Genomic DNA, 17376 nt, shown 5'->3' with positions numbered 1-17376 from the left:
ATGGCCGCCCGCGGTTGGGCTGATACCCTAGCCGAGGCCGTGGCTAGTAGCGACGTGGCGCTGCAAGCCCTGAGCCTTTTAGGGCTCTCTGAGTTGGAGTCTGGGCCCGGCTTCCGCGGGGCTCTGTCCTTCGCGTGTAGAGGCGGCGTATGTAGGTTCTACCCAGAGCTGTGTCCCCACTTCCTCTTAACAGGGGCCTACGTCTTGGGCATATTTAAGAGGCTCATCACGCTGACAGCCGTCAGCAGACCCACAAGGCGCGTAGGGGCTGAGGCCTTTGGAATCGTCTGGGACAGAGCCCTGTGGCTCCTGCCATACGGTCTTTATGAGAACGTCGTATACAGCGCGGAGCTAAACGCGCCGGAAAATAGACTTCTGAAGTTTTTGTTAAACGCCGCAGAGAGGTGCTGTAGAGGACAGAGGTTATGTGGAGAGCTGAGGACGGCGCTACACCACACATGGCTCGCCGCCGTGAGACTAGAAAGGGACGAGGTAACTATAGGAGAAGCTGTGGCGCGGCTCCCGCACCTACGCCCCGAATACCGTCACTTGTTTAAGCTCGTGGGGACTGCAGATGTGGGCGCGATCGGTGTGGAGTACCTATACAGACTTGCCGAAATCTACGTCTTCGCCCTAGTTGCCGAGGCCGTTGGCGCCATGGACGTAGAGGTAGAGCGTCTGAGTAAACTAAAGGCGTCGGGGGGCGGCCTGTCTGTACACTATCAGCTAGACCTGTCTAGATGCGGGAAGAGTCCAGCTTGCGACTTCGCCGACGTGGCGGTAAGCAACGAGAAGGGGGCAATCACCCACATAATAGAGGTAAAGGCGTCAGACTACCCCGACTACATAAAGGAAGGGGCGAGGCAAGCCAGCTACTATGCCAAGATATGCGACGCGCTGCCCGTGTTGGCCTACATCGCCCCCAGGCCAGTCCACATCTGCGACGATAACGTGGTCGCAATACGACTAACTCTCGATAAGAAAAGCGACTTTGAGAACATTACCAAAGTCTTACAACCTCTCCAAAAACCGAGCCAAAACACCAAGGAGTGGGCATAAGGTAGACGAGAAGTGTAACATGGCTTTGGAGAACTGCAATAACCCGAAGCCAGCCCTACTAAGCTCAACTACATACCAACCGAAACTCCACCACCTCGGCCGAGAACTTGCACCGCCATCCCGCCGCTCTCTGTACTTAACCGCCAGTATCAATACATAAAACTTTTAAATCCCGGACTTTGCAGTCTCGGCGGCGGTAGTCTAGCCTGGTTTAGGATGGCGGCCTGCCACGGTGGTCCGTGGAAAGCCGTTGATCCCGGGTTCAAATCCCGGCCGCCGCACCACCGGTCTCTTCCTCCTTTTACTCCTCGTATGTGTTTGGGAGGAAGTGTGCTATTAGTCTGAGGGCGTGGAGGGCGGCTGTGGTGTAGCGCCCCGGCGCCTCGCCTGGGCAGGGGGTCCAGAGCTCGTGGGTGCAGGCCTTCTGCCTCGTGGCTCTGGACTTGTCGTATACGAGTGTTATTAGGAGCTGGACTCTGCGGGGATCGGCTAGTATGTCTAGGCCGGCTTTTGGGTCTCCTTCGGGGGGCGGGGCGGGGGCCCACCTGGCTGTGGGCTGGGTGTCTATGTACCCGCGGACGACTGCGGTGGCCCCTCGGGGTAGGGCCAGCATGTAGAGGGGGGAGAGGTCGCAGGGCCCGCCTCCGCAGTATATCCTGAGTTCGTGGGAGACGCCTCTGGGGGGCTGGGAGGCTCTGTCTGTCCTGGCGGCGGCGACTTGGTAGCGCCTCCGCGCCTTGAGCTCGTACATGCCTCTGCTGGGCTCGGCCAAGACCTTCACGACGGTTATCGATATGGGGATGAGGGCTCTGTGGCCCGCGGTGTCTAGGACCCTCGCCTTGGGGAGGTCGACTGGGGGCCAGAGCGTCGCCTCGGCTCCCGGGGGGAGGACGGCCCAGCCCTCGGGCGTAACTATCCTATAGAGCGCCGGCTGCGGGGCCATGGCGGGTCCTGGCTAGGTACTGCCCCGGCTTGAGAGTGGTGACGGCCCAGGTGGGGACGTTTAGGGTCTGGGCGGCGAGGTCGGCGGCTGGGGGCGATAGGTGGAAGTAGACGTAGTTGCCGATTATGGAGAGGGGGCTCTGTTTGAGGTCTTGGGGGTTCTGGGTGGCGATGGCTATGTAGACGCCGCGGTGCCTGCCCTCCCTTATGGCCTTCTCCACCGGATCCTCGACGGGGAGGCGGGGGGCGATTTTGTGGTACTCGTCGACGGCGAGGACCAGGGGGCCCTTGGCCCTTCTCAGTATTTTGAGGATGGTGCCGTGGGCAGCTATTGCGGCGGCCAGCGGGTTGTCGGGCCTTATCCAAATGACGGCGGGGGGGCGGGGACATCTCGGCGTCGCGCCCCAGGGCTGGGTGGGGTCTGCAACCCCCGTCGTGATCCACGCAGGCGGCGGCCAGCTTTGTGTACAGGACTTCTCTAGTGGGCTGGGGTATGTCGGGGGCCTCTCTCAGCTCTTTTAGGAACTCCGCCAGCCCAGCGCCGCGCCTGGCGACGAGCCTCAAGGCGCCTAGTTGCACGGCGGACACGGCGGGCTCCCTGGCCCCCACTGCGGCGGCTATGCCCAGGCTGTAGAGCAGCGCTTGGTCGTCGGGGTCCATGGCGGCTAGGTCCACCGACCCCTCCACCGTCTCGGCGAGCCCGGCGTATTCGCCCTCCTCCGTGAGGTCTATGACGTACCACCTGGGGACCTGGGAGAGGTACCGCTTGAGGAAGGTGGTCTTGCCCGCCCCGCTACCGCCAGCGATCAGCAGGTGGCCCTCGACGGGGGCCGTCAGCGGGGGCCAGAACCTCCAGTACGGGGCCTCGCCCAGTAGCTCGGCCACGGCCCACCCGGCGACTTTCTCCCAGCCGAAGAAGGGGGGCCTCCCCCGGCAGCCCGCCGCCACTGCCCACTCCCTGCCCCTCCTGAAGATGCCCAGTTGCTCGAACCAGTAGACTCCGCGGCCGAGCGCAGACCTGTACGTGACGGGCCTCTCGCCCCGACCCTGCCTCCACGCGGCGGCTGGGAGAGGGGGCGGGGAGGTGCAGACCTTCCCCCAGCCCACCTTCTCCACGGGCACGAAGGGGGGCCCGCGGGGCTTCTCAACAAGGACGAGGCCCCTCACCGTGTCGAGGCCGAAGAACTTCAGAGAGAGGAGTGCGGCGAGGAGCTCCTCCCGGGTGTTCGCGGCTAGCTTATGGCCCCACATGGTGGGAAAAAGGGGGCGTGCGCGCGCCCTTATTCAGGGCCCCGCCCTCCTCCTCCCCTTCTCCCTGCGTCTGGCCTCCTTCCAGCGGTAGACAGCGTCCCTCAGCACCGGCGAAGTGCTTGAATACCTCCTCCATATACGCATCTAAGGCGCCGGGGGGCGCCGTCAGTGAAGCGGCGATGTAGCCCTGCCAGGTTTCTGCGGTTTCATCTCCGCGCGGTCGTTGGGCGCCTTTCTCTTCATTTGGGTGACCCGCGGAAGGCGTCCGCGGCTGGGGTTGTTGTCCCCCGCGGGCGCCCCCCGGCGTGTCCCCCGCGTATATCCTCACGGCTTTTATGGCGATGTTTATGGCGGCGTTTATGTCGCGGTTTATGGGGCCGTGGATGGGGCAGTGGACGGTGCGGCCGCCGCGCTCCTGGACGGGGGTGGTTCTGCCCTGGGCGGCGCATAGGGCGCATGTGGCTGAGGTGCCTCTGGGGTCTAGGGCTATTACAACGGAGCGTCCTCTGCCTATGTAGGCCCGGTATCCGGGGCCTTCTCTGAGGGGGGTGCCGAAGGCGCCTATTATCTTTTTCCATATCTTGGCGTACTCCACCTCGGATATGCCGCGCCTCCTGGCCATGCCTCTGAGGTCTTCCACGCCTATGACCGCGGGGGTGCCTTGATCGGCTAGGTGTCTGAGCCACGGGGTGAGGGTGGCGAATAGCTTGGCGGTGGCCATCCTCCTCCACCTCTTCTGGCGGTTGTTGCGCCTGCCGGGTAGCCACATGAGCACGGCCTCCACGTGGGCCTCTGGCACAGACACAGCCTCCGACAGCTTCAGCGGGGTATCGAGGGCTATGTGCTCCTCGAAGAGCCAGCTGGTAATGGGGTGCGCCCCCCAGGCGCCCAGCGCCGAGGCGGCTAGGTCGGGGTCGTTGGTGACCCAGCTGAACGCCACGTAGCTCTTGTTGACGTCGATGCCGAGCGCGGCGAAGCAACCCATACGCCACGTATCTCCCTACGTTTTATGTCCTGTACATATTGGTTGTATGTGTGGGTTTTCTAGAAGTTTTTGTTTTGTATGTATTGTCGCATCGTATAGTGTGTGCTTCGTGTTTTTGGCTGGCTGTGCCCCTGCCGTGGAGTACTTGGGTAATATGTGGTGTGCGCCGTTAAGCTGTTTAAATAGGTGGCTTATTTTAATAGATGGCTTGGAGGTGCTGTGTTGCGCTGGGTGTCTGCACGGCGGCTTGCGGGCGGCTGGATGGGGGACTGGGTGGTGGGGATGTCCAGGTTTAGGGTGGTTTCTCTGTTTTCTGGGGCTGGGGGGATGGATCTCGGGTTTAGGCTGTCTGGTCTGTACGACATCGTGTTCGCTAACGACGTTTTGGAGCACGCTGTGGAGACCTACGCGGCGAATTTTGATTTGAAGATCAGGAGGTGTGGGGTTGGGGTGTATGAGGCGGAGCCTGGCACTGTCCTTCTCTGCGACGTGGAGCGGGTGGACTTCTCTGGGCTCAGGGGCGCCGCCGACGTGGTGGTGGGAGGCCCTCCGTGTCAGGACTTCTCTATTGTGCGGGGTCCTGAGTGGGATAGGAGGGGTATCGAGGTTAAGAGGGGGAGGCTCTACGTCCACTTTGTGCGGGCGCTTGCCGTCCTCCAGCCTCTGGCGTTTGTGTTTGAGAATGTGCCGGGGCTTCTGAGCGCGAATAGGGGTCTGGCTTACAAGACGATTCTTGAGGACTTCTCCCGCCTGGGCGCTAGGTGGGCGGAGGTCGGGGGCGGCGCGCCTCTCGGCGGCGGGGGCAACGGGGCGGTGGGGTACGAAATCCTATTCAGCGGGGTGGTGGATGCCAGCGCTTTGGGGGTGCCTCAGCGGAGGGAGAGGCTCATCATCGTGGGTGTTAGGCGGGATTTGTTTAGGCGGCTTGACGAGGTGTGGGAGGCGCGGTCGCTGATCGAGGCCGAGCTTCGGGGGAGGAGGTTTCACTTCGCCAAGTACCCCCTCACGCCGCTGGAGGTCTTCGAGGGGAGGCCTCTGCCGGAGCTCCAGGACAAGTATGTGGAGGTTATGGAGGAGTGGCGCGGCGTGTGGGAGGAGGTGGGGACTGAGAGGGCTCTGCGCTGGAAGAGGGAGGTGTGGGACAGGCTTACATTCGACGTGGTGAGGGACTACCTCGCGGCGAACGGCGTCCCACGCGCCGGGGAAGAGGAGCTGGAGCGGGTCTGGGAGGAGCACACAGCGGTGCTTAGGGAGCTGGGGTATCTAGGCATTCCCGTGTCTTCCCTCAAGCTTCCAGACGGCACCACAGATCTGCCTCATGAAGATCCCGCGGTTGTTGAGCGGATGCGGAGGATTCCGCCCGGCGAGAATCACGAGTTTGTGAGGGGCACCAAGTGGGAGGTGGAGGGGAGGGGGATCAGCTTGGTTTACCGCAGGCTCCACCCGCTGAGGCCTGCCTACACCGTCGTAGCTTATGGGGGCGGCGGGACGCACGGCTACCACTACGCAAGGGACCGGGCTACTCTCACCCTTAGGGAGAGGGCGAGGCTTCAGACGTTTCTAGACGCGTTCCGCTTCAGGGGGGGCAGGTCGGAGATTCGGGCGCAGATAGGTGAGGCGGTTCCCCCGCTGATGGCTAGGCGGATAGCCGAGGCGCTGGCGGGGGTTCTCTCGGCTCTTCAGAGCTGAGCCACAAGCCTGGCCCAGTCGTCCTCTGCGCGTTTCAGCAGTCCTGAGCTCACTATGAAGTGATCCGCTTCGCTGAACTCTCCTATGCCTTCAAACGCTATTTTTAAGCCTGCTATATCTCTGCCGATTTTCTGGCTGAGCTTTTCGCTGAGGAGCCTCCTCAGCTCTTCATTTTTAGGATTCCAGTAGCCCATGTATCTGTTGATTACGATTCTCTTGGCTTTTGCTACGCCGTCTGCTTCCAAGATTTTTTCTGCGTCTATTCTGCTGGAGTACTCCCGTTTGTCAAAGTATCCGGCTACGTATGCGGGCACCGGTGTGAAGTTTGGCAGGCTCTCCCACAGCTCTCTGTACACGTCTTGGGTTATTATTCCGCTTCTCAGCGCCGGTTCCAGCAATTTATCTCTGATTACGCTGATTGCCTTTAAGAACGCCACGAAGTGCTCTCTCGTGGCTCCGACTCTTACCAGCACGAACACGTCGCTGTGCTTAATCTGCTTGTAGGGAATGTCGAGCCATATCCCGTTCAGCTTTGTGGTCTTTATGCTTACCTTAACTTCTGGGCGCCTTCCGTCTACTTCTACTATGTCGGTGGGGAGGAATTCGTCTAGGGGGCCCACGGCCTCGATGCCTGTCTTCACCGCCTTTCGGAACCGCTGACTCAGCCACTTGACGAAGGCGGCTTCTCCCAGGTGGCCTCTTATGGCGTCTGTCCACAGCTGGCCGAGGTCGCGCTGTCTTGACCTGCCGTAGTCCGTGGGGGCGAGCCTGGGAGCTAATCTGAGGGCGTAAACAGCGGTGGTTAGGTAATCCTGCTCATCAAGCACCACACTGCTCCAGCTCAGCCAGCTGACCCATTCGGAGACAGAGCGGAATGCGTCGATATCGCCGCCTCTTACGGCGCCTTCACAGAGCTCCTTTGAAAATCTGCCGAAAATTTCGTGGAGGTGGCGCGTGTCAACTGCGCTCATAATTGCCTTTCTGCATACGTCGATCTTATTCTTCACAGCTTGATGAAAGCGTGCAGATTTTTATACTCTGCATTGGCGGCAGATGCGCGGGCCGCTGGATATTGATGGGGCGCTACCGCGCTTTCTGTGTGTAGCCAGAGTTTTAATATGCCCGGTAGCTGTGGTGTTATGTGGGAGGCGTGGCCGAGGTTTTTGTGAGGCGTGTTGTCGAGTGGTACCGTGCGCATGGCGATCGCGACCTGCCGTGGAGGTCTCCGCGCGGCGGCTGGGCTGTGCTTGTGGCCGCCGTGATGCTGAGGAAGACAACTGCCAAGCAGGCTCTGCGAGTGTATACTGAGTTTCTGGAGAGATTTCCCACCCCCCATGCCTTGGCCAGCGCTGGTGAGGATGAGGTGAAGAAGATCATAGAGCCTCTGGGGATGGAGCATGTGAGGTCGCGCCTCTTTATCGAGCTGGCTCGGGAGCTCGTGGCCCGCTATGGCGGCCGAGTTCCGTGTGATCGGGAGGCGCTGATGGGTCTGCCGGGTGTGGGGCCCTACATAGCGTCCGAGGTGCTTCTGGTCTCCTGCGGCTTGCCAGAGCCGCTTCTGGACAGGAACATGATAAGGGTTTTAGAGAGGGTGTTTGGCATAAAGTCGGCAAGAAAAAGGCCGCATACAGATCCCGAGATGTGGAAGTTCGCTAGGTCGCTGGTTCCCAAGGATCCCGAGGTAGCCCGGGAGTTTAACTACGGCGTGCTGGACCTCGCCCGGAGAGTGTGCAGAGCCGCGTCGCCTAAGTGCGGCGTCTGCCCCCTAGCAGATATCTGCAGATACGCTTCGCGCAGATCATAGAATTGTGGAGGGCCGCTCTGCTCCCGCGCCTCCAGAACCTTGTTTTAAAGGCGGCCGAAGGGCCCGCCAGGCTCGAATAGCCCAAAATGCACTAAGGGAAGAGGGCCGTAAAAAGGATCTGGAGCCCGTGGAAAGATTATTAATTGGGCTACCGGTTTTCTTGTGAGTCTCGACTGGGGTAGGCTTGAGGAGGTTGTGGAGAGGGCTGTTAGGAGGGCTAGGTCTGATGAGCTGAGGGAGGTGGCCGACGCCGTAAGGGCCCTAGCCGAGTATATGAAGACGGGGTTCCAAGAGGTAAACAAGAGGCTGGAGTCGCAGGAGAAGCTTCTAGCAGAGCACAGCGAGAGGCTGGAAAAGCTGACAAAGGCTGTCGCTGAGCTTAAGGTGGCTATGGGCTCTCTTGGCCGCAGATGGGGCCGCGACTTGGAGCGTACAGTTCTTGAGATCTACCGAGACGCTCTTGAGAAGAGGGGCGTGGAGCCCGGCCGCGTCGATAAGTTTGTCTACACCGACGTAGACGGCCGCTTCATGAGGCCGGGGACCCGCATCGAGGTCGACGTCTATATCCACGACGGGAGGACTTATCTCTTGGAGGTCAAGTCCCACGCCGAGCTTGAAGATGTGGAGTGGTTTGCCGAGAAGGCGGAGGCGGTGGAGAAGATTCTCGGCCGTAGGGCGGACCGCCTAATAATCGTGGCGGTGAATATAGACAAAGAGGCGCTGGAAAGAGCCGCCCAGCTGGGGATAGACGCCGTCTACGGCGCTGTTATTGAGTAGGGGGTTGTGGGGGTGTTTTCTCAGTGTTAGCGCCGGGTTGGGTTTCTACGCCAGACTGCCCGCGGCGCCGCGCCCCGTAGCTCGGGGCTTGTGAGGTCAGCGCCTCCATTTAGCTAAAGACCACCTAGTGAGTGTGACGATGAGTATGGGCGTAAATGGTGCTGTTAGGAATGGCAGAACGCCTCTGTAGTCTAATGAGCTGTGTGGAAGAATAAAGGATGTGGCTAAGATGTACAGCACCTCGGATAGGTACAGGACTAGTGGGGGCGCCGCGCTGGCTAGAGCCGCACCCCGCCAGCTCAGAACGCCTCTTCTAACTGCTACTGCTGATATCACTGCGAGCGCTGTGCTGTAGACGGCTAGTAACAGCAGGGTATTTGCTAGGCTGTGTACGGTGGCGCCCAGGCATATAATACAGTCAAAGGCTGATGTATACACCACGGGGCTGGAGGCGTACTCCTTGATATATGGATAGACGGGCCTCACGTCGCCGAATATCAAAAGAGTCCCGGCGAATGTTTTGTTGTCCCACGGCTCAAACCTATAGCCCTGTTGTGTAAGTATCTCTGCTACATGTTCATAACTAGATCTGTTAGTCAGCCATACCGTAGAGACGGGGTCTGACTTCGCGTATTCGTGTATAAAATACGATGTAAAGGTATATAGCAATATAGTCCATGGAATGAAGATTGAGAGATATATAAGTGCGAGAATAGAAAGAATTTTAATAACTACGTGCTTTCTCTGCTTCATCGCCTCACGACAAGCGTGTTTTGCGCAGCGTATGTATAAGGTGCCTCCCATTGGGCGGCCAATATAGATACCACTCCAACGATGTGCGGGATCCCTCCAGACATTAGCTGAGAACACGAAGGCCTCATAGATCTAGATGTGAAAACAAACTTTATATCTTACGCCCGGCCTTGCCGGTTTTAGCTTCGGAGGTGTTTGGTGCTGTGTAGCTTGTTCTTCTGGTGGTGGTTGAGGTGGGTTGGAGAGTTGCGCGTTGGGGTGCCGCCGTATAGATGGGGTGGCTGTGGCGCGGGGCGTGTGGACTGGGTGGTGTTAATGGCGGGTTGCTTAGCTCGCGGCGGCGTCTTGAATCCGGCAGATGTGTGCAGTGCGGCGCCGCGTCCAGTGATGTTATTGACGCGACGCGGGCCGTATTCATTTAGGCGAGTCTATTCGCCGCACCTGCGGCGCACGCAAGGGTCCTCTCCACTTCTAAATGACGGCCTCTCGGCTGAAGAGGCGGCGCATCTCCCCGGAGCCGTGCCGCAGGTCGAGCGGAGATGCGTACATCTCCGCTTTGTTGCCAAGTTTTTATAGAGAGTGGAGGCGCCCCGCCAGCCTTCTCGACTGTTGCACTCGCGGAGCGTTTGTATTACGTCTCCTCTAACCATCGCCGCTGCTTTCTTACGCGGCAGGGCGCCCAGCGCCCCTCGGCTTTTTACGGCCGGGGGAGGGCCCTCCCCGGTTTGTCCATTGAATGCGCCGTCTGCGGCGCTGTTGTTGAATAGTATACTCCTCGCCGCCTTGTGGGTTCTGGCCGCCCCTGGCCCTTTGTTGGCTGTGTCTTGGCGTTGTTGCGAGGGGCTCAATATGCATAATTTTTAAATTGTGGGGGGTGTGGATGGGGTGTATAGGAGGGTTTTTCTGGGGTCTGTGGTTGGTGTTGGGTTGCTGGGGGCTGTGGGGGCGGCTTCGGTGGGTGTGGAGCTGAGGCGGCTTGACCTCGGCCTTGGGCGCCGGGTTGTCTTCGTGTCTGACCTCCATATCCACGGCGTGTCTAGGCTGGAGCTTCCGGAGTACGACGTTCTTCTAATCGGCGGCGACATCTACGACCGCAACACGCCTGGGGCGTGGGCTGTGGTGGAGGCGCTGGCGCCGCTGAGGGGGCCGAAGATAGCGGTGCTGGGCAACCACGAGTACTGGGATAGGCGGCGCGTCCCGCTGGGGGAGGGGCTGAGGGCGCTGGAGGAGGCGGGGGTCCACGTCCTTAGAGACGACTGGGTGCAGGTGGGGCCGCTGAGGGTACACGGCCTAGACTGGCGGGATGACCCGAGGACCTACCCCGCGGTGAGAGACGCCGACGTGGTGCTCGTCCACTCGCCAGACGCCTTCCAGCAGGCTGTGGGGGGCCTCTACCTCGCTGGCCACACCCACGGGGGTCAGTTCTGCCTCCCGGGGGGCGTCCCGCTTATTACAAACAGCTACTACGGATACACCCAAGGCATATACAGGAGGGGGGAGGCTGTGATGTACGTGTCGCGGGGGGTGGGGGAGATGCTCCCACGGCTCTGGTGCAACAGAGAAGTGGTGTTGATAACTTAAGGACACCCTCAGAAGATTTTAAACCAGCCATATGGACGTGGACGGGTCTTGGAGAGGCCTCTACCAAAGCCATCCGCCGAGGACTACGTCTCGGCGTGTCTGCTTGAGACGCTTGTGGAGGCCGCTGGCTCTGGAGTTCCTCCGCCGCGGCCTCGTTAGAAACACCGCGGGAAAGGCCTTTCAAGCCTGGAGGGCCCTCATGGCGGCTCTCCTCAGGCTGGAGCTAGACAAGTTGAAATCTGTTGCCAAGACGGAGGAGGAGAGGTGGCTGGAGGCGGTCGCCGTGCCCCGCGTGCCCACGGGCCGTATGAAGGCGCTGTCGCAGATGCTTGAGGAGGTTGGACATGCCAGGATCGCTCTCGGCACCGCCCTGGCTCTTAACCTCCACGACTACCAGTACCACGGCCCCGACCCCGACATGGCTCTCTCAAAATACCGCACAAGAGGTGAGGCGGCGAGGGATGTGGTTTTGTTATTGAGGGAGCTTGTGGTGAGGGTCGAGGCTGTGAAGTACAGGGTGGGGTGGAGCCTGCATCCCCCGTCGTCTTCCAGGCAGGCGGCGGCTAGCTTTGTGTATAGGGCTTCTCTCGTGAGTTGTGGTATGTCGGGTGCCTTCCTCAACTATTTTAGGAACTCGGCGAGTCCTGGACCGAGAATAGCCCCAGTAGCAGTGGAGCCAAGCTACTGGAAACGCCTCGCTCTATGTATCTCGTGGGGAAAAGGTATTAAGTTGGTTGGGTCGATTACACGGGTAGCTGTATCGGCTTGGTGAACACGTCTAGGGGCAGGCACGACGACACTGTGTAGTTGGGCACGTCGACTACTTGGCTGAGCTTCAAGTCGCCCACGACGCTGAACAGCAGATATGCCTGGTACCTATTTAAGCCGACGCCTTCAAGCACGGATACCATGTTGAGCACTGCGTCGCGGGCGGCCTGGGTGGCGTCTTCGGCGTTGTGGAAGTTAAAGCCGCCTAGGCAGAAGTAGTTTCGGAATCTCTCCACGAGGGGGGATGGCTTGAAGACTGGGCGTGTCACGCCCAGCCTCCTCATGCCGTCTTTCACCACCTCGAATTTGACCCTGAGAGAGGCCCTCATTTCTATCGCCGTGCCGCACACCTCGCCGTTGCCCTGTGCGAAGTGGGCGTCGCCGGCCGAGAAGAGGGCGCCTTTTACGAATACTGGCAGGTAGAGGATAGAGCCAGGGGCTAGGTCTTTGATGTCTAGGTTGCCGCCGTTCTCCCTAGGCGGTATCGTCCGCAGGCCTTCTGACGCTATGGGCTCCCTCCTCGGCACCGCGCCCCTAGGGTCTGGCGGCAACACGTAGCCGCCCTTCTTCGCAACCTCGTCCTCTCTAGATCTCCATTTGGTCAAGAGCTCGCGGGACGGCGCCACGCCGATGGTGCCCATAAAGGGGGCCCCGGGCACCCTCACGTTGGGCAGGTCGGGGGACTCGGCGTAGAAGCCCGATATCCTCCACCTTATCTTGTAGGGATCCCTAAAGACGTCTCTGAGGAATCCGAAGCCGGGCACGTTGACGGTGAAGCCGAACTCGTCCGGCGTTATGTCCAATATGTGGACGGCCAACACATCGCCGGGCTCGGCGCCTTTTACATATATGGGGCCTGTCAGTGGATGTACGACGCCGAGATCTGCTCTGACCACATCGTCGACGCTGGGGGCGTCGGTTATTTGTCCGTCGAATGCATCTCTGGTCTCCAACACGACTTCCTCGCCCGGCTCGACCTCGGCTGCTGGCTTTATGTCGGGGTGCCATCTGTTGTGGCAGATATCTTCTTCATCGGAGCACCTCCTATTCCTGGATATGGAGATCCTTACTACCATAGAATTAAATAATTCCATATTTAAAAATTGGCCTAAGCTTTTTGGAAGAACTGCCTTACGCCGTCTATTCTAGGCGGCTGGTTCTATCTGGTGATCGGTATGTTCAACCTCCTGTAGAACTCCTCGACCCCTTGTGGAGCCAGTCCCCTGTCCTCTCGCCTGGCCTGGCGTCGGCGCGCCAGACGTCTATGATCCTCTTGACCACGTCGACTGTCCCCATGTACTCGGGGGGCATCGCGGGGTTGCTGTTATCACCTGCGTCGAGGGTCATGGACCGAACCCGTGTTGCTGACCTTCCCGCCTATGGGGATCGCCACGCCGGCCTTAGGCTCGTCGAAGTCTATCCAGCCGCGCCGTCGCTGAGCTGAGGGAGGCGCTAAAAAGGGCGCTCTATGCGGCGTCTACCGAGGGGGTTTCTGCAGGTGTGGTGGAGTGGCTGTGTGAAACACCTAGCCCACTACTTTAGACAAGAGCTCGCCAGCTTGCTGGGGCGGTAGGGCCCGCTACGCGCGGCGCGTCCCCGCAGGGGTCGGGGCGTCTGGGCCTCAGCCGACGTGTCTCTGCCTATAGAATCCCCATTGCCATTACCACTCTCACTGTTTCGTATGTCTTCACTACCTTCAGCCCTTTTTTGTCTTGTTGTTGATTGTTTTGGTTCTTAATTTCCTCAGCCATGTGCTTGTTTTGGCTCGTGTTTTTAAATATTACTTTATACACGCCGAGGTGCACCGTAGGCGCGTCCTCGGCGGCGAGGCGGCCTCGCTTGTGCGACACCGGCGCCGTGAGGAGGTCTGCCCCGCCGTGGAATTCGCCGTGAGAATCGCCTCACTGGCGGGCCCGGTGGGATTTGAACCCACGTCCTACGGCTCTCTCCGCCGCGCTCCGGAGGCCGCCGCTCTGTCCTGACTGAGCTACGGGCCCCTTTACATATCCCTGGTGTGTTTTTAAGTGTTTTCTCCGCGCCGCGTGGAGCCGTGCGGCGGCCCCCTCTGGACTGAAAACGGCGGGGGGGGGGGGGTAAAATCGCCGCCTTCTGCACCGCCCATGGCCGGTGGGTCGGTGCGGGAGATCGGACGCGTGGCGCCCCCGCGGCGTCTGGGTGGTGGATGTTAAGGCGTCGCCGTAGTTGTCTGTGGGTTTTGGTGGAGAGGATTGGTGGGGCCGGAGGGATTTGAACCCCCGCCTTCCGCCCCTTGGGGTCTACGGGTCTGGAGCCCGCCGCTCTGCCTGGCTGAGCTACGGCCCCGGTGTGTCTTTGTGTTTTCTTGTTTTTAAAGTTTTCCTGCCGCCGCCGGGGGCTACGCGGCTTCTGTTTTTACGAGTAGGTACCTCTCGAGGAGCATCTTTACTTTGTCTTTTTCTATGTGGAACTCCACCGCGGTCTTGTAGCCGCGTGTGTAGGTTTGGAACTTGGCGTAGTTCTCTCCGACTTCCTCGGGGAGTAGGTAGAGCTCTTCTCCCCACCTGCCTCTGACTATTAGGTAGTCGCCCTTGGCCTTGACGGTGTAGGTGACTGTGCCTCTGTAGCCTCTGTAAGTGCCCTCCAGCTTCTTCATCACCTTCTCTCTTAGGAGGAATGGCAGCTCTCTTTCTGGGTCTCTGCCTAGGGCCTGGGCGAGGGCGTACAGGGCTATGTAGGACGTGGGGTACCCGCTTGAGTTCGCTAGGATGGCGACTCCCAGCTTCTCCTCGGGCAGGTAGGCCATGTAGGCTGTGTAGACTAGTACGTTGCCTCCGTGGGCCACCAGCCTCCTTCCTAGGAAGTTTGTGCTGGTCACGAGGCCGTAGCCGTATTTCTCGTCTCCTAGCAACTTCCAGGGCGTGTCTACGCGGCCCTTCTCTGCCTCCTCTATTGCTCTTCTGCTTATGATCTCCACGCCGTTGTAGACGCCTCTGTTTATCAGCATTGAGACGTACTTCGCCATGTCCGCGGCGCTACTCATCAACCCGCCGTCCGAGGTTATGCCGAGGGGTATTCTGCCAGGCGTGGGGACTCCCCTCTCTGGATCTGGGTAGTAGGGCTTGGCCACGTCTGCGTCTTTGAGCACCTCCTCTGTGGCTGGACGGGTCCTTGTCATGCCCAGCGGCTTTAGTATGTTGTTTTTCACGCAGTCCCAGTAGGGCGAGCCGGTGACCTTCTCAACCACCATGCCTAGCAGGACGTAGCCCTCGTTTAGGTAGAAAAACCTCTCCCCCGGCTTGGCCACTGTCCACTCATCGCTCCCCTCTAGGAAGGGGATGATGTCCTGGGGCTTCGCCGCGGGCATCCACGCCCCACCGGCGCAGAGGAGGCCGTCGATATAGGCCTCGGCGTATCCCAGCGCGGGGAGTCCGGAGGTGTGGGTGAGAAGGTGGCGTATGCGGACTGTCTCTCCTCGGGGCCTCAGCTTCACCGGGACGTATTTCTCCACCTCGTCGTCTAGGCTGAGTCTGCCCTCCTCTGCGAGTTTTAGTATGCAGAGGGCTGTGAAGGATTTGGTTATGGACCCTATGCCGTATATCGTGGCTGGCGTTGCGGGTAGGCCCCGCTCGAGGTCTCTAAACCCCAGGGCGTTTATGTAGGCGGCTTCGCCCCCTTTGACGATGGCAAAGGCGACGCTGGGTAGTTTTGTGGCTGCCATCTTGTCGAGTATAAAGGACTCGAGGCTCTTCATTCAAGCCCGGCGTCTGTCAGCCTGTACTCTATCCTGACGTCGGGGGGCATGCCGGGCACGTCTAGGGGCCACATGTGGCCCTCCGGCTTCTGTTTGTTCGGCCTCGACATCATGAACCTGGCGTTTACTGCGTGCGCCAGCACGTTGCCGCCGGCCGGCCTCTTGGCGCCGGCGGCGAATATCTCGGGGACGTCCATCACCTGGTTTGTGAGGACTGTCGTCAAGCCGAAGGTCCTGGCGTGTCTCCTCAACCAGTCGACGAGGTAGTGTATTCTCTGCTGCCTGGCGGCTAGGTGCTCTCTGCCCACGAACTCGGCGCGGTAGAGGGCGGTTATTGTGTCTATTACGACGAGTCTGCAACCCTCGTTGATGTGCCTCGGCAGGTCGAACTTCACTATCTGCTCCAGCTGGACGACGTTGGCCGGCTGGTATACATACAGCGCGTCCCCCACCTTCTCCACGTCGACGCCGAATCTCCTAGCCACGGCCTCCACCAGCCTGTCGTTGAAGGTGCCCTCCGTGTCTATGTAGACCACCTTCTCAGTGAAGCCCTCCTTAAGCGCGGCGACTGAGAGCTGGTGGGCGAACATGCTCTTCCCCGCGCCGTACTCCCCGGCGAATTCATATATAAAGGCCTCCCTGACCCCGCGCCAGGGGGTCTTCTCGTCGAAGTCGGAGAGCCCCGTCTTGAAGGCCCTGACCTGTCTCTGCCTGATTTCTCTCAGTGTGACGGGCCTGGCGCCGCCCACCCTCTGGAGGGCTTGCTGCAGTATTTTGACGGCTCTGTCGTACTCTATCCCAGCCTCCACCAGCTCCTCTACGGTGAACTCGGCGAGGTGCTCCACCGACGTCACCCCCAGCTCCCTCAGCTTCTCCAGAGTTTTGGGCCCGACCCCCTCCAGCGCGGAGAGGTCGTCTCTCCTCTTAGACACATCCCTCCTCCCCCACTTCTTAATAAACGTTGGGCCGGGGGGAGGGACGCGGGGGGGGGCTAGATTTTTTCGAGTACGTTCAGTCTCTTGGGTATTGGTGGGTGTGACGATAGTATTTCCTCTAGGAGTGAGGTTGGCTGTTTCATTAGATGTTTCACCTCGTCGGGGGTTATGTCTATTAGTGGGTTTGCGGCGGCGTTTACGAGGGCGTATATGAAGAGTGCTTTGAAGCCGGTGGTTTTTAGGGATTTTTTGAGGGCGTCTGGGTTTTGGCTGTAGTATTTGTGTATCTTGGCTAGGGCGCGCATCATGGCCTCCTTGCCGGCGGCTTTGGCTCCGTGCATGTCTGCGTAGTACTCCCTCAGCCTGCTGAAGGAGAGGACTAGTAGCTGCACTACGAAGGACACCACTATCATGACGACGCCATAGGCTAGGGCTAAGGGCGTGTGTCTTCCTCTGTAGGCGAGGCCCAGTATTATGGAGGCTATGCCGGTGTAGTAGGCTAGGGAGGGCAGTATTCCAACTGCCGACATTATGGGGGTGTCTTTGTTTATGTGGTGGCCGAGTTCGTGGCCTACCACGGCCTCGAGCTCGTCGCGGCTGGCTGTCTCCAGGAGGCCGGTTGTGACCGCCACGTATCTGCTGGTGTGGAAGTTGCCGTAGGCGAAGGCGTTGGGCGGCCCCTCGACGACCACGGCCTTGGCCTTCACCTTGCCGCCGAGCCTCGCGGAGACCGCGTCGACTATTCTCTGGAGCTCTGGATCTGGGCGTGGGGAGAAGAACATGTTGATGAGGTGGGGGGAGGCCATGTACATGACGAAGGCCGAGGCGACCGCCAGCACGGCGAAGGCCACTAGGTAGTCCCTAATCCCGAGGAGCGCTTGCGTGAGCCACACCACTGGGAACAAGAGAGGCGCCACGACTGCTAAGCCGGCGAGCGCTATGGCGGCCACTATCAAGGCCATGGAGCCGTAGAAGACGTGTCTCCACCTGGGCGATCCGGCGAAGCGGGGGACAAGGTATATAGAGGCCGCCAGCGACGCTATATACAGCGCCGCCAACAGCCACAGCTCCATGTCATAATTGTATTAGTTATATATATATG

The 17376-nt window shown here is 59.9% G+C and carries 15 protein-coding genes, 3 tRNA genes and 1 pseudogene; 7 read left to right on the top strand and 12 right to left on the bottom strand.

The features are described from left to right. The gene (locus P186_RS06510) at positions 1-1059 is read left to right on the top strand and encodes a hypothetical protein (RefSeq protein ID WP_014288650.1); all 1059 of its coding nucleotides are present in this window, start codon (positions 1-3) and stop codon (positions 1057-1059) included. Positions 1060-1249: 190 nt separating this feature from the next. Continuing rightward, positions 1250-1343, top strand: a tRNA-Gly gene (locus P186_RS06505). 17 nt (positions 1344-1360) lie between these two features. Here P186_RS06505 and P186_RS06500 read toward each other — a convergent pair. Genes P186_RS06500 through P186_RS06490 form a run of 3 tightly spaced genes read right to left on the bottom strand, consistent with a single transcriptional unit; the run spans position 1361 to position 4237 of the window. Further along, complete coding sequence (locus P186_RS06500; protein ID WP_014288649.1) at positions 1361-2002, bottom strand: hypothetical protein; 642 nt, start codon at positions 2000-2002, stop codon at positions 1361-1363. Further along, a complete protein-coding gene (locus tag P186_RS06495; protein WP_014288648.1) occupies positions 1972-3252 on the bottom strand; it encodes an ATP-binding protein in 1281 nt (426 codons plus the stop codon). Before P186_RS06495 ends, P186_RS06500 begins: the two co-directional genes overlap by 31 nt. Beyond that, positions 3239-4237 carry a zinc ribbon domain-containing protein gene (locus P186_RS06490; RefSeq protein WP_014288647.1) on the bottom strand — a complete coding sequence of 333 codons (999 nt, stop codon included), beginning with the start codon at positions 4235-4237 and terminating at the stop codon, positions 3239-3241. Before P186_RS06490 ends, P186_RS06495 begins: the two co-directional genes overlap by 14 nt. 282 nt (positions 4238-4519) lie before the next feature. Here P186_RS06490 and P186_RS06485 point away from each other — a divergent pair, with 282 nt between their 5' ends. After that, positions 4520-5926, top strand: coding sequence for a DNA cytosine methyltransferase (locus P186_RS06485; protein WP_148683174.1), 1407 nt, complete (start codon positions 4520-4522; stop codon positions 5924-5926). Here the strand turns inward: P186_RS06485 and P186_RS06480 are convergent. Further along, complete coding sequence (locus tag P186_RS06480; protein ID WP_014288645.1) at positions 5917-6933, bottom strand: hypothetical protein; 1017 nt, start codon at positions 6931-6933, stop codon at positions 5917-5919. The two genes, P186_RS06485 and P186_RS06480, sit on opposite strands and share 10 nt — an antisense overlap. A gap of 134 nt (positions 6934-7067) precedes the next feature. Here P186_RS06480 and P186_RS06475 point away from each other — a divergent pair, with 134 nt between their 5' ends. Together P186_RS06475 and P186_RS06470 are read left to right on the top strand one after the other, a co-directional pair. Next, on the top strand, positions 7068-7730 hold the full coding sequence (locus P186_RS06475; protein WP_014288644.1) for an HhH-GPD family protein: 663 nt from the start codon (positions 7068-7070) through the stop codon (positions 7728-7730). Positions 7731-7892: 162 nt separating this feature from the next. Beyond that, on the top strand, positions 7893-8507 hold the full coding sequence (locus P186_RS06470) for a PD-(D/E)XK nuclease family protein (RefSeq protein WP_014288643.1): 615 nt from the start codon (positions 7893-7895) through the stop codon (positions 8505-8507). Between the two features lie 96 nt (positions 8508-8603). Here P186_RS06470 and P186_RS06465 read toward each other — a convergent pair whose 3' ends face one another. After that, positions 8604-9260 (bottom strand): hypothetical protein, encoded by a 657-nt coding sequence (locus P186_RS06465; RefSeq protein ID WP_014288642.1) that lies wholly within the window; start codon positions 9258-9260, stop codon positions 8604-8606. Positions 9261-10145: 885 nt separating this feature from the next. Between P186_RS06465 and P186_RS06460 the strand changes: the two genes are divergently transcribed. After that, the gene (locus P186_RS06460) at positions 10146-10841 is read left to right on the top strand and encodes a metallophosphoesterase (RefSeq protein ID WP_148682801.1); all 696 of its coding nucleotides are present in this window, start codon (positions 10146-10148) and stop codon (positions 10839-10841) included. A 15-nt stretch (positions 10842-10856) separates the two neighbouring features. Next, positions 10857-11370, top strand: a pseudogene (locus P186_RS06455) (PaREP1 family protein); the annotation flags it as partial. A gap of 214 nt (positions 11371-11584) precedes the next feature. Here the strand turns inward: P186_RS06455 and P186_RS06450 are convergent. The 7 genes from P186_RS06450 to P186_RS06425 all read right to left on the bottom strand — a co-directional run bounded on the left by P186_RS06450 (position 11585) and on the right by P186_RS06425 (position 17347). Then, positions 11585-12685, bottom strand: coding sequence for an acetamidase/formamidase family protein (locus P186_RS06450; protein WP_014288639.1), 1101 nt, complete (start codon positions 12683-12685; stop codon positions 11585-11587). A 103-nt stretch (positions 12686-12788) separates the two neighbouring features. After that, positions 12789-12956, bottom strand: coding sequence for a hypothetical protein (locus P186_RS13825; protein ID WP_014288638.1), 168 nt, complete (start codon positions 12954-12956; stop codon positions 12789-12791). A gap of 558 nt (positions 12957-13514) precedes the next feature. Further along, positions 13515-13606, bottom strand: a tRNA-Arg gene (locus P186_RS06445). Positions 13607-13838: 232 nt separating this feature from the next. Beyond that, positions 13839-13931: transfer RNA gene (locus P186_RS06440), tRNA-Trp, on the bottom strand. A 52-nt stretch (positions 13932-13983) separates the two neighbouring features. Next, a complete protein-coding gene (locus P186_RS06435) occupies positions 13984-15339 on the bottom strand; it encodes a serine hydrolase domain-containing protein (RefSeq protein WP_014288636.1) in 1356 nt (451 codons plus the stop codon). Continuing rightward, entirely contained in the window at positions 15336-16271 is a 936-nt protein-coding gene (locus P186_RS06430) for an ATPase domain-containing protein (RefSeq protein ID WP_014288635.1), read from the bottom strand. Before P186_RS06430 ends, P186_RS06435 begins: the two co-directional genes overlap by 4 nt. A gap of 59 nt (positions 16272-16330) precedes the next feature. Then, a complete protein-coding gene (locus P186_RS06425) occupies positions 16331-17347 on the bottom strand; it encodes a zinc metalloprotease HtpX (RefSeq protein ID WP_014288634.1) in 1017 nt (338 codons plus the stop codon). Between the last annotated feature and the right edge of the window lie 29 nt (positions 17348-17376).

The organism is Pyrobaculum ferrireducens, from assembly GCF_000234805.1.
Classification (GTDB): domain Archaea; phylum Thermoproteota; class Thermoprotei; order Thermoproteales; family Thermoproteaceae; genus Pyrobaculum; species Pyrobaculum ferrireducens.
Note: the sequence above shows the minus strand (reverse complement) of the source record. Positions and strands in the feature narration are given on the sequence as shown.

Coding starts and splice junctions, on each gene's coding strand:
- P186_RS06510 (WP_014288650.1), top strand. CDS start 1: ATGGCCGCCCGCGGTTGGGCTGATACCCTAGCCGAGGCCGTGGCTAGT.
- P186_RS06500 (WP_014288649.1), bottom strand. CDS start 2,002: ATGGCCCCGCAGCCGGCGCTCTATAGGATAGTTACGCCCGAGGGCTGG.
- P186_RS06495 (WP_014288648.1), bottom strand. CDS start 3,252: ATGTGGGGCCATAAGCTAGCCGCGAACACCCGGGAGGAGCTCCTCGCC.
- P186_RS06490 (WP_014288647.1), bottom strand. CDS start 4,237: ATGGGTTGCTTCGCCGCGCTCGGCATCGACGTCAACAAGAGCTACGTG.
- P186_RS06485 (WP_148683174.1), top strand. CDS start 4,520: ATGTCCAGGTTTAGGGTGGTTTCTCTGTTTTCTGGGGCTGGGGGGATG.
- P186_RS06465 (WP_014288642.1), bottom strand. CDS start 9,260: ATGAAGCAGAGAAAGCACGTAGTTATTAAAATTCTTTCTATTCTCGCA.
- P186_RS06450 (WP_014288639.1), bottom strand. CDS start 12,685: ATGGTAGTAAGGATCTCCATATCCAGGAATAGGAGGTGCTCCGATGAA.
- P186_RS13825 (WP_014288638.1), bottom strand. CDS start 12,956: ATGACCCTCGACGCAGGTGATAACAGCAACCCCGCGATGCCCCCCGAG.
- P186_RS06435 (WP_014288636.1), bottom strand. CDS start 15,339: ATGAAGAGCCTCGAGTCCTTTATACTCGACAAGATGGCAGCCACAAAA.
- P186_RS06425 (WP_014288634.1), bottom strand. CDS start 17,347: ATGGAGCTGTGGCTGTTGGCGGCGCTGTATATAGCGTCGCTGGCGGCC.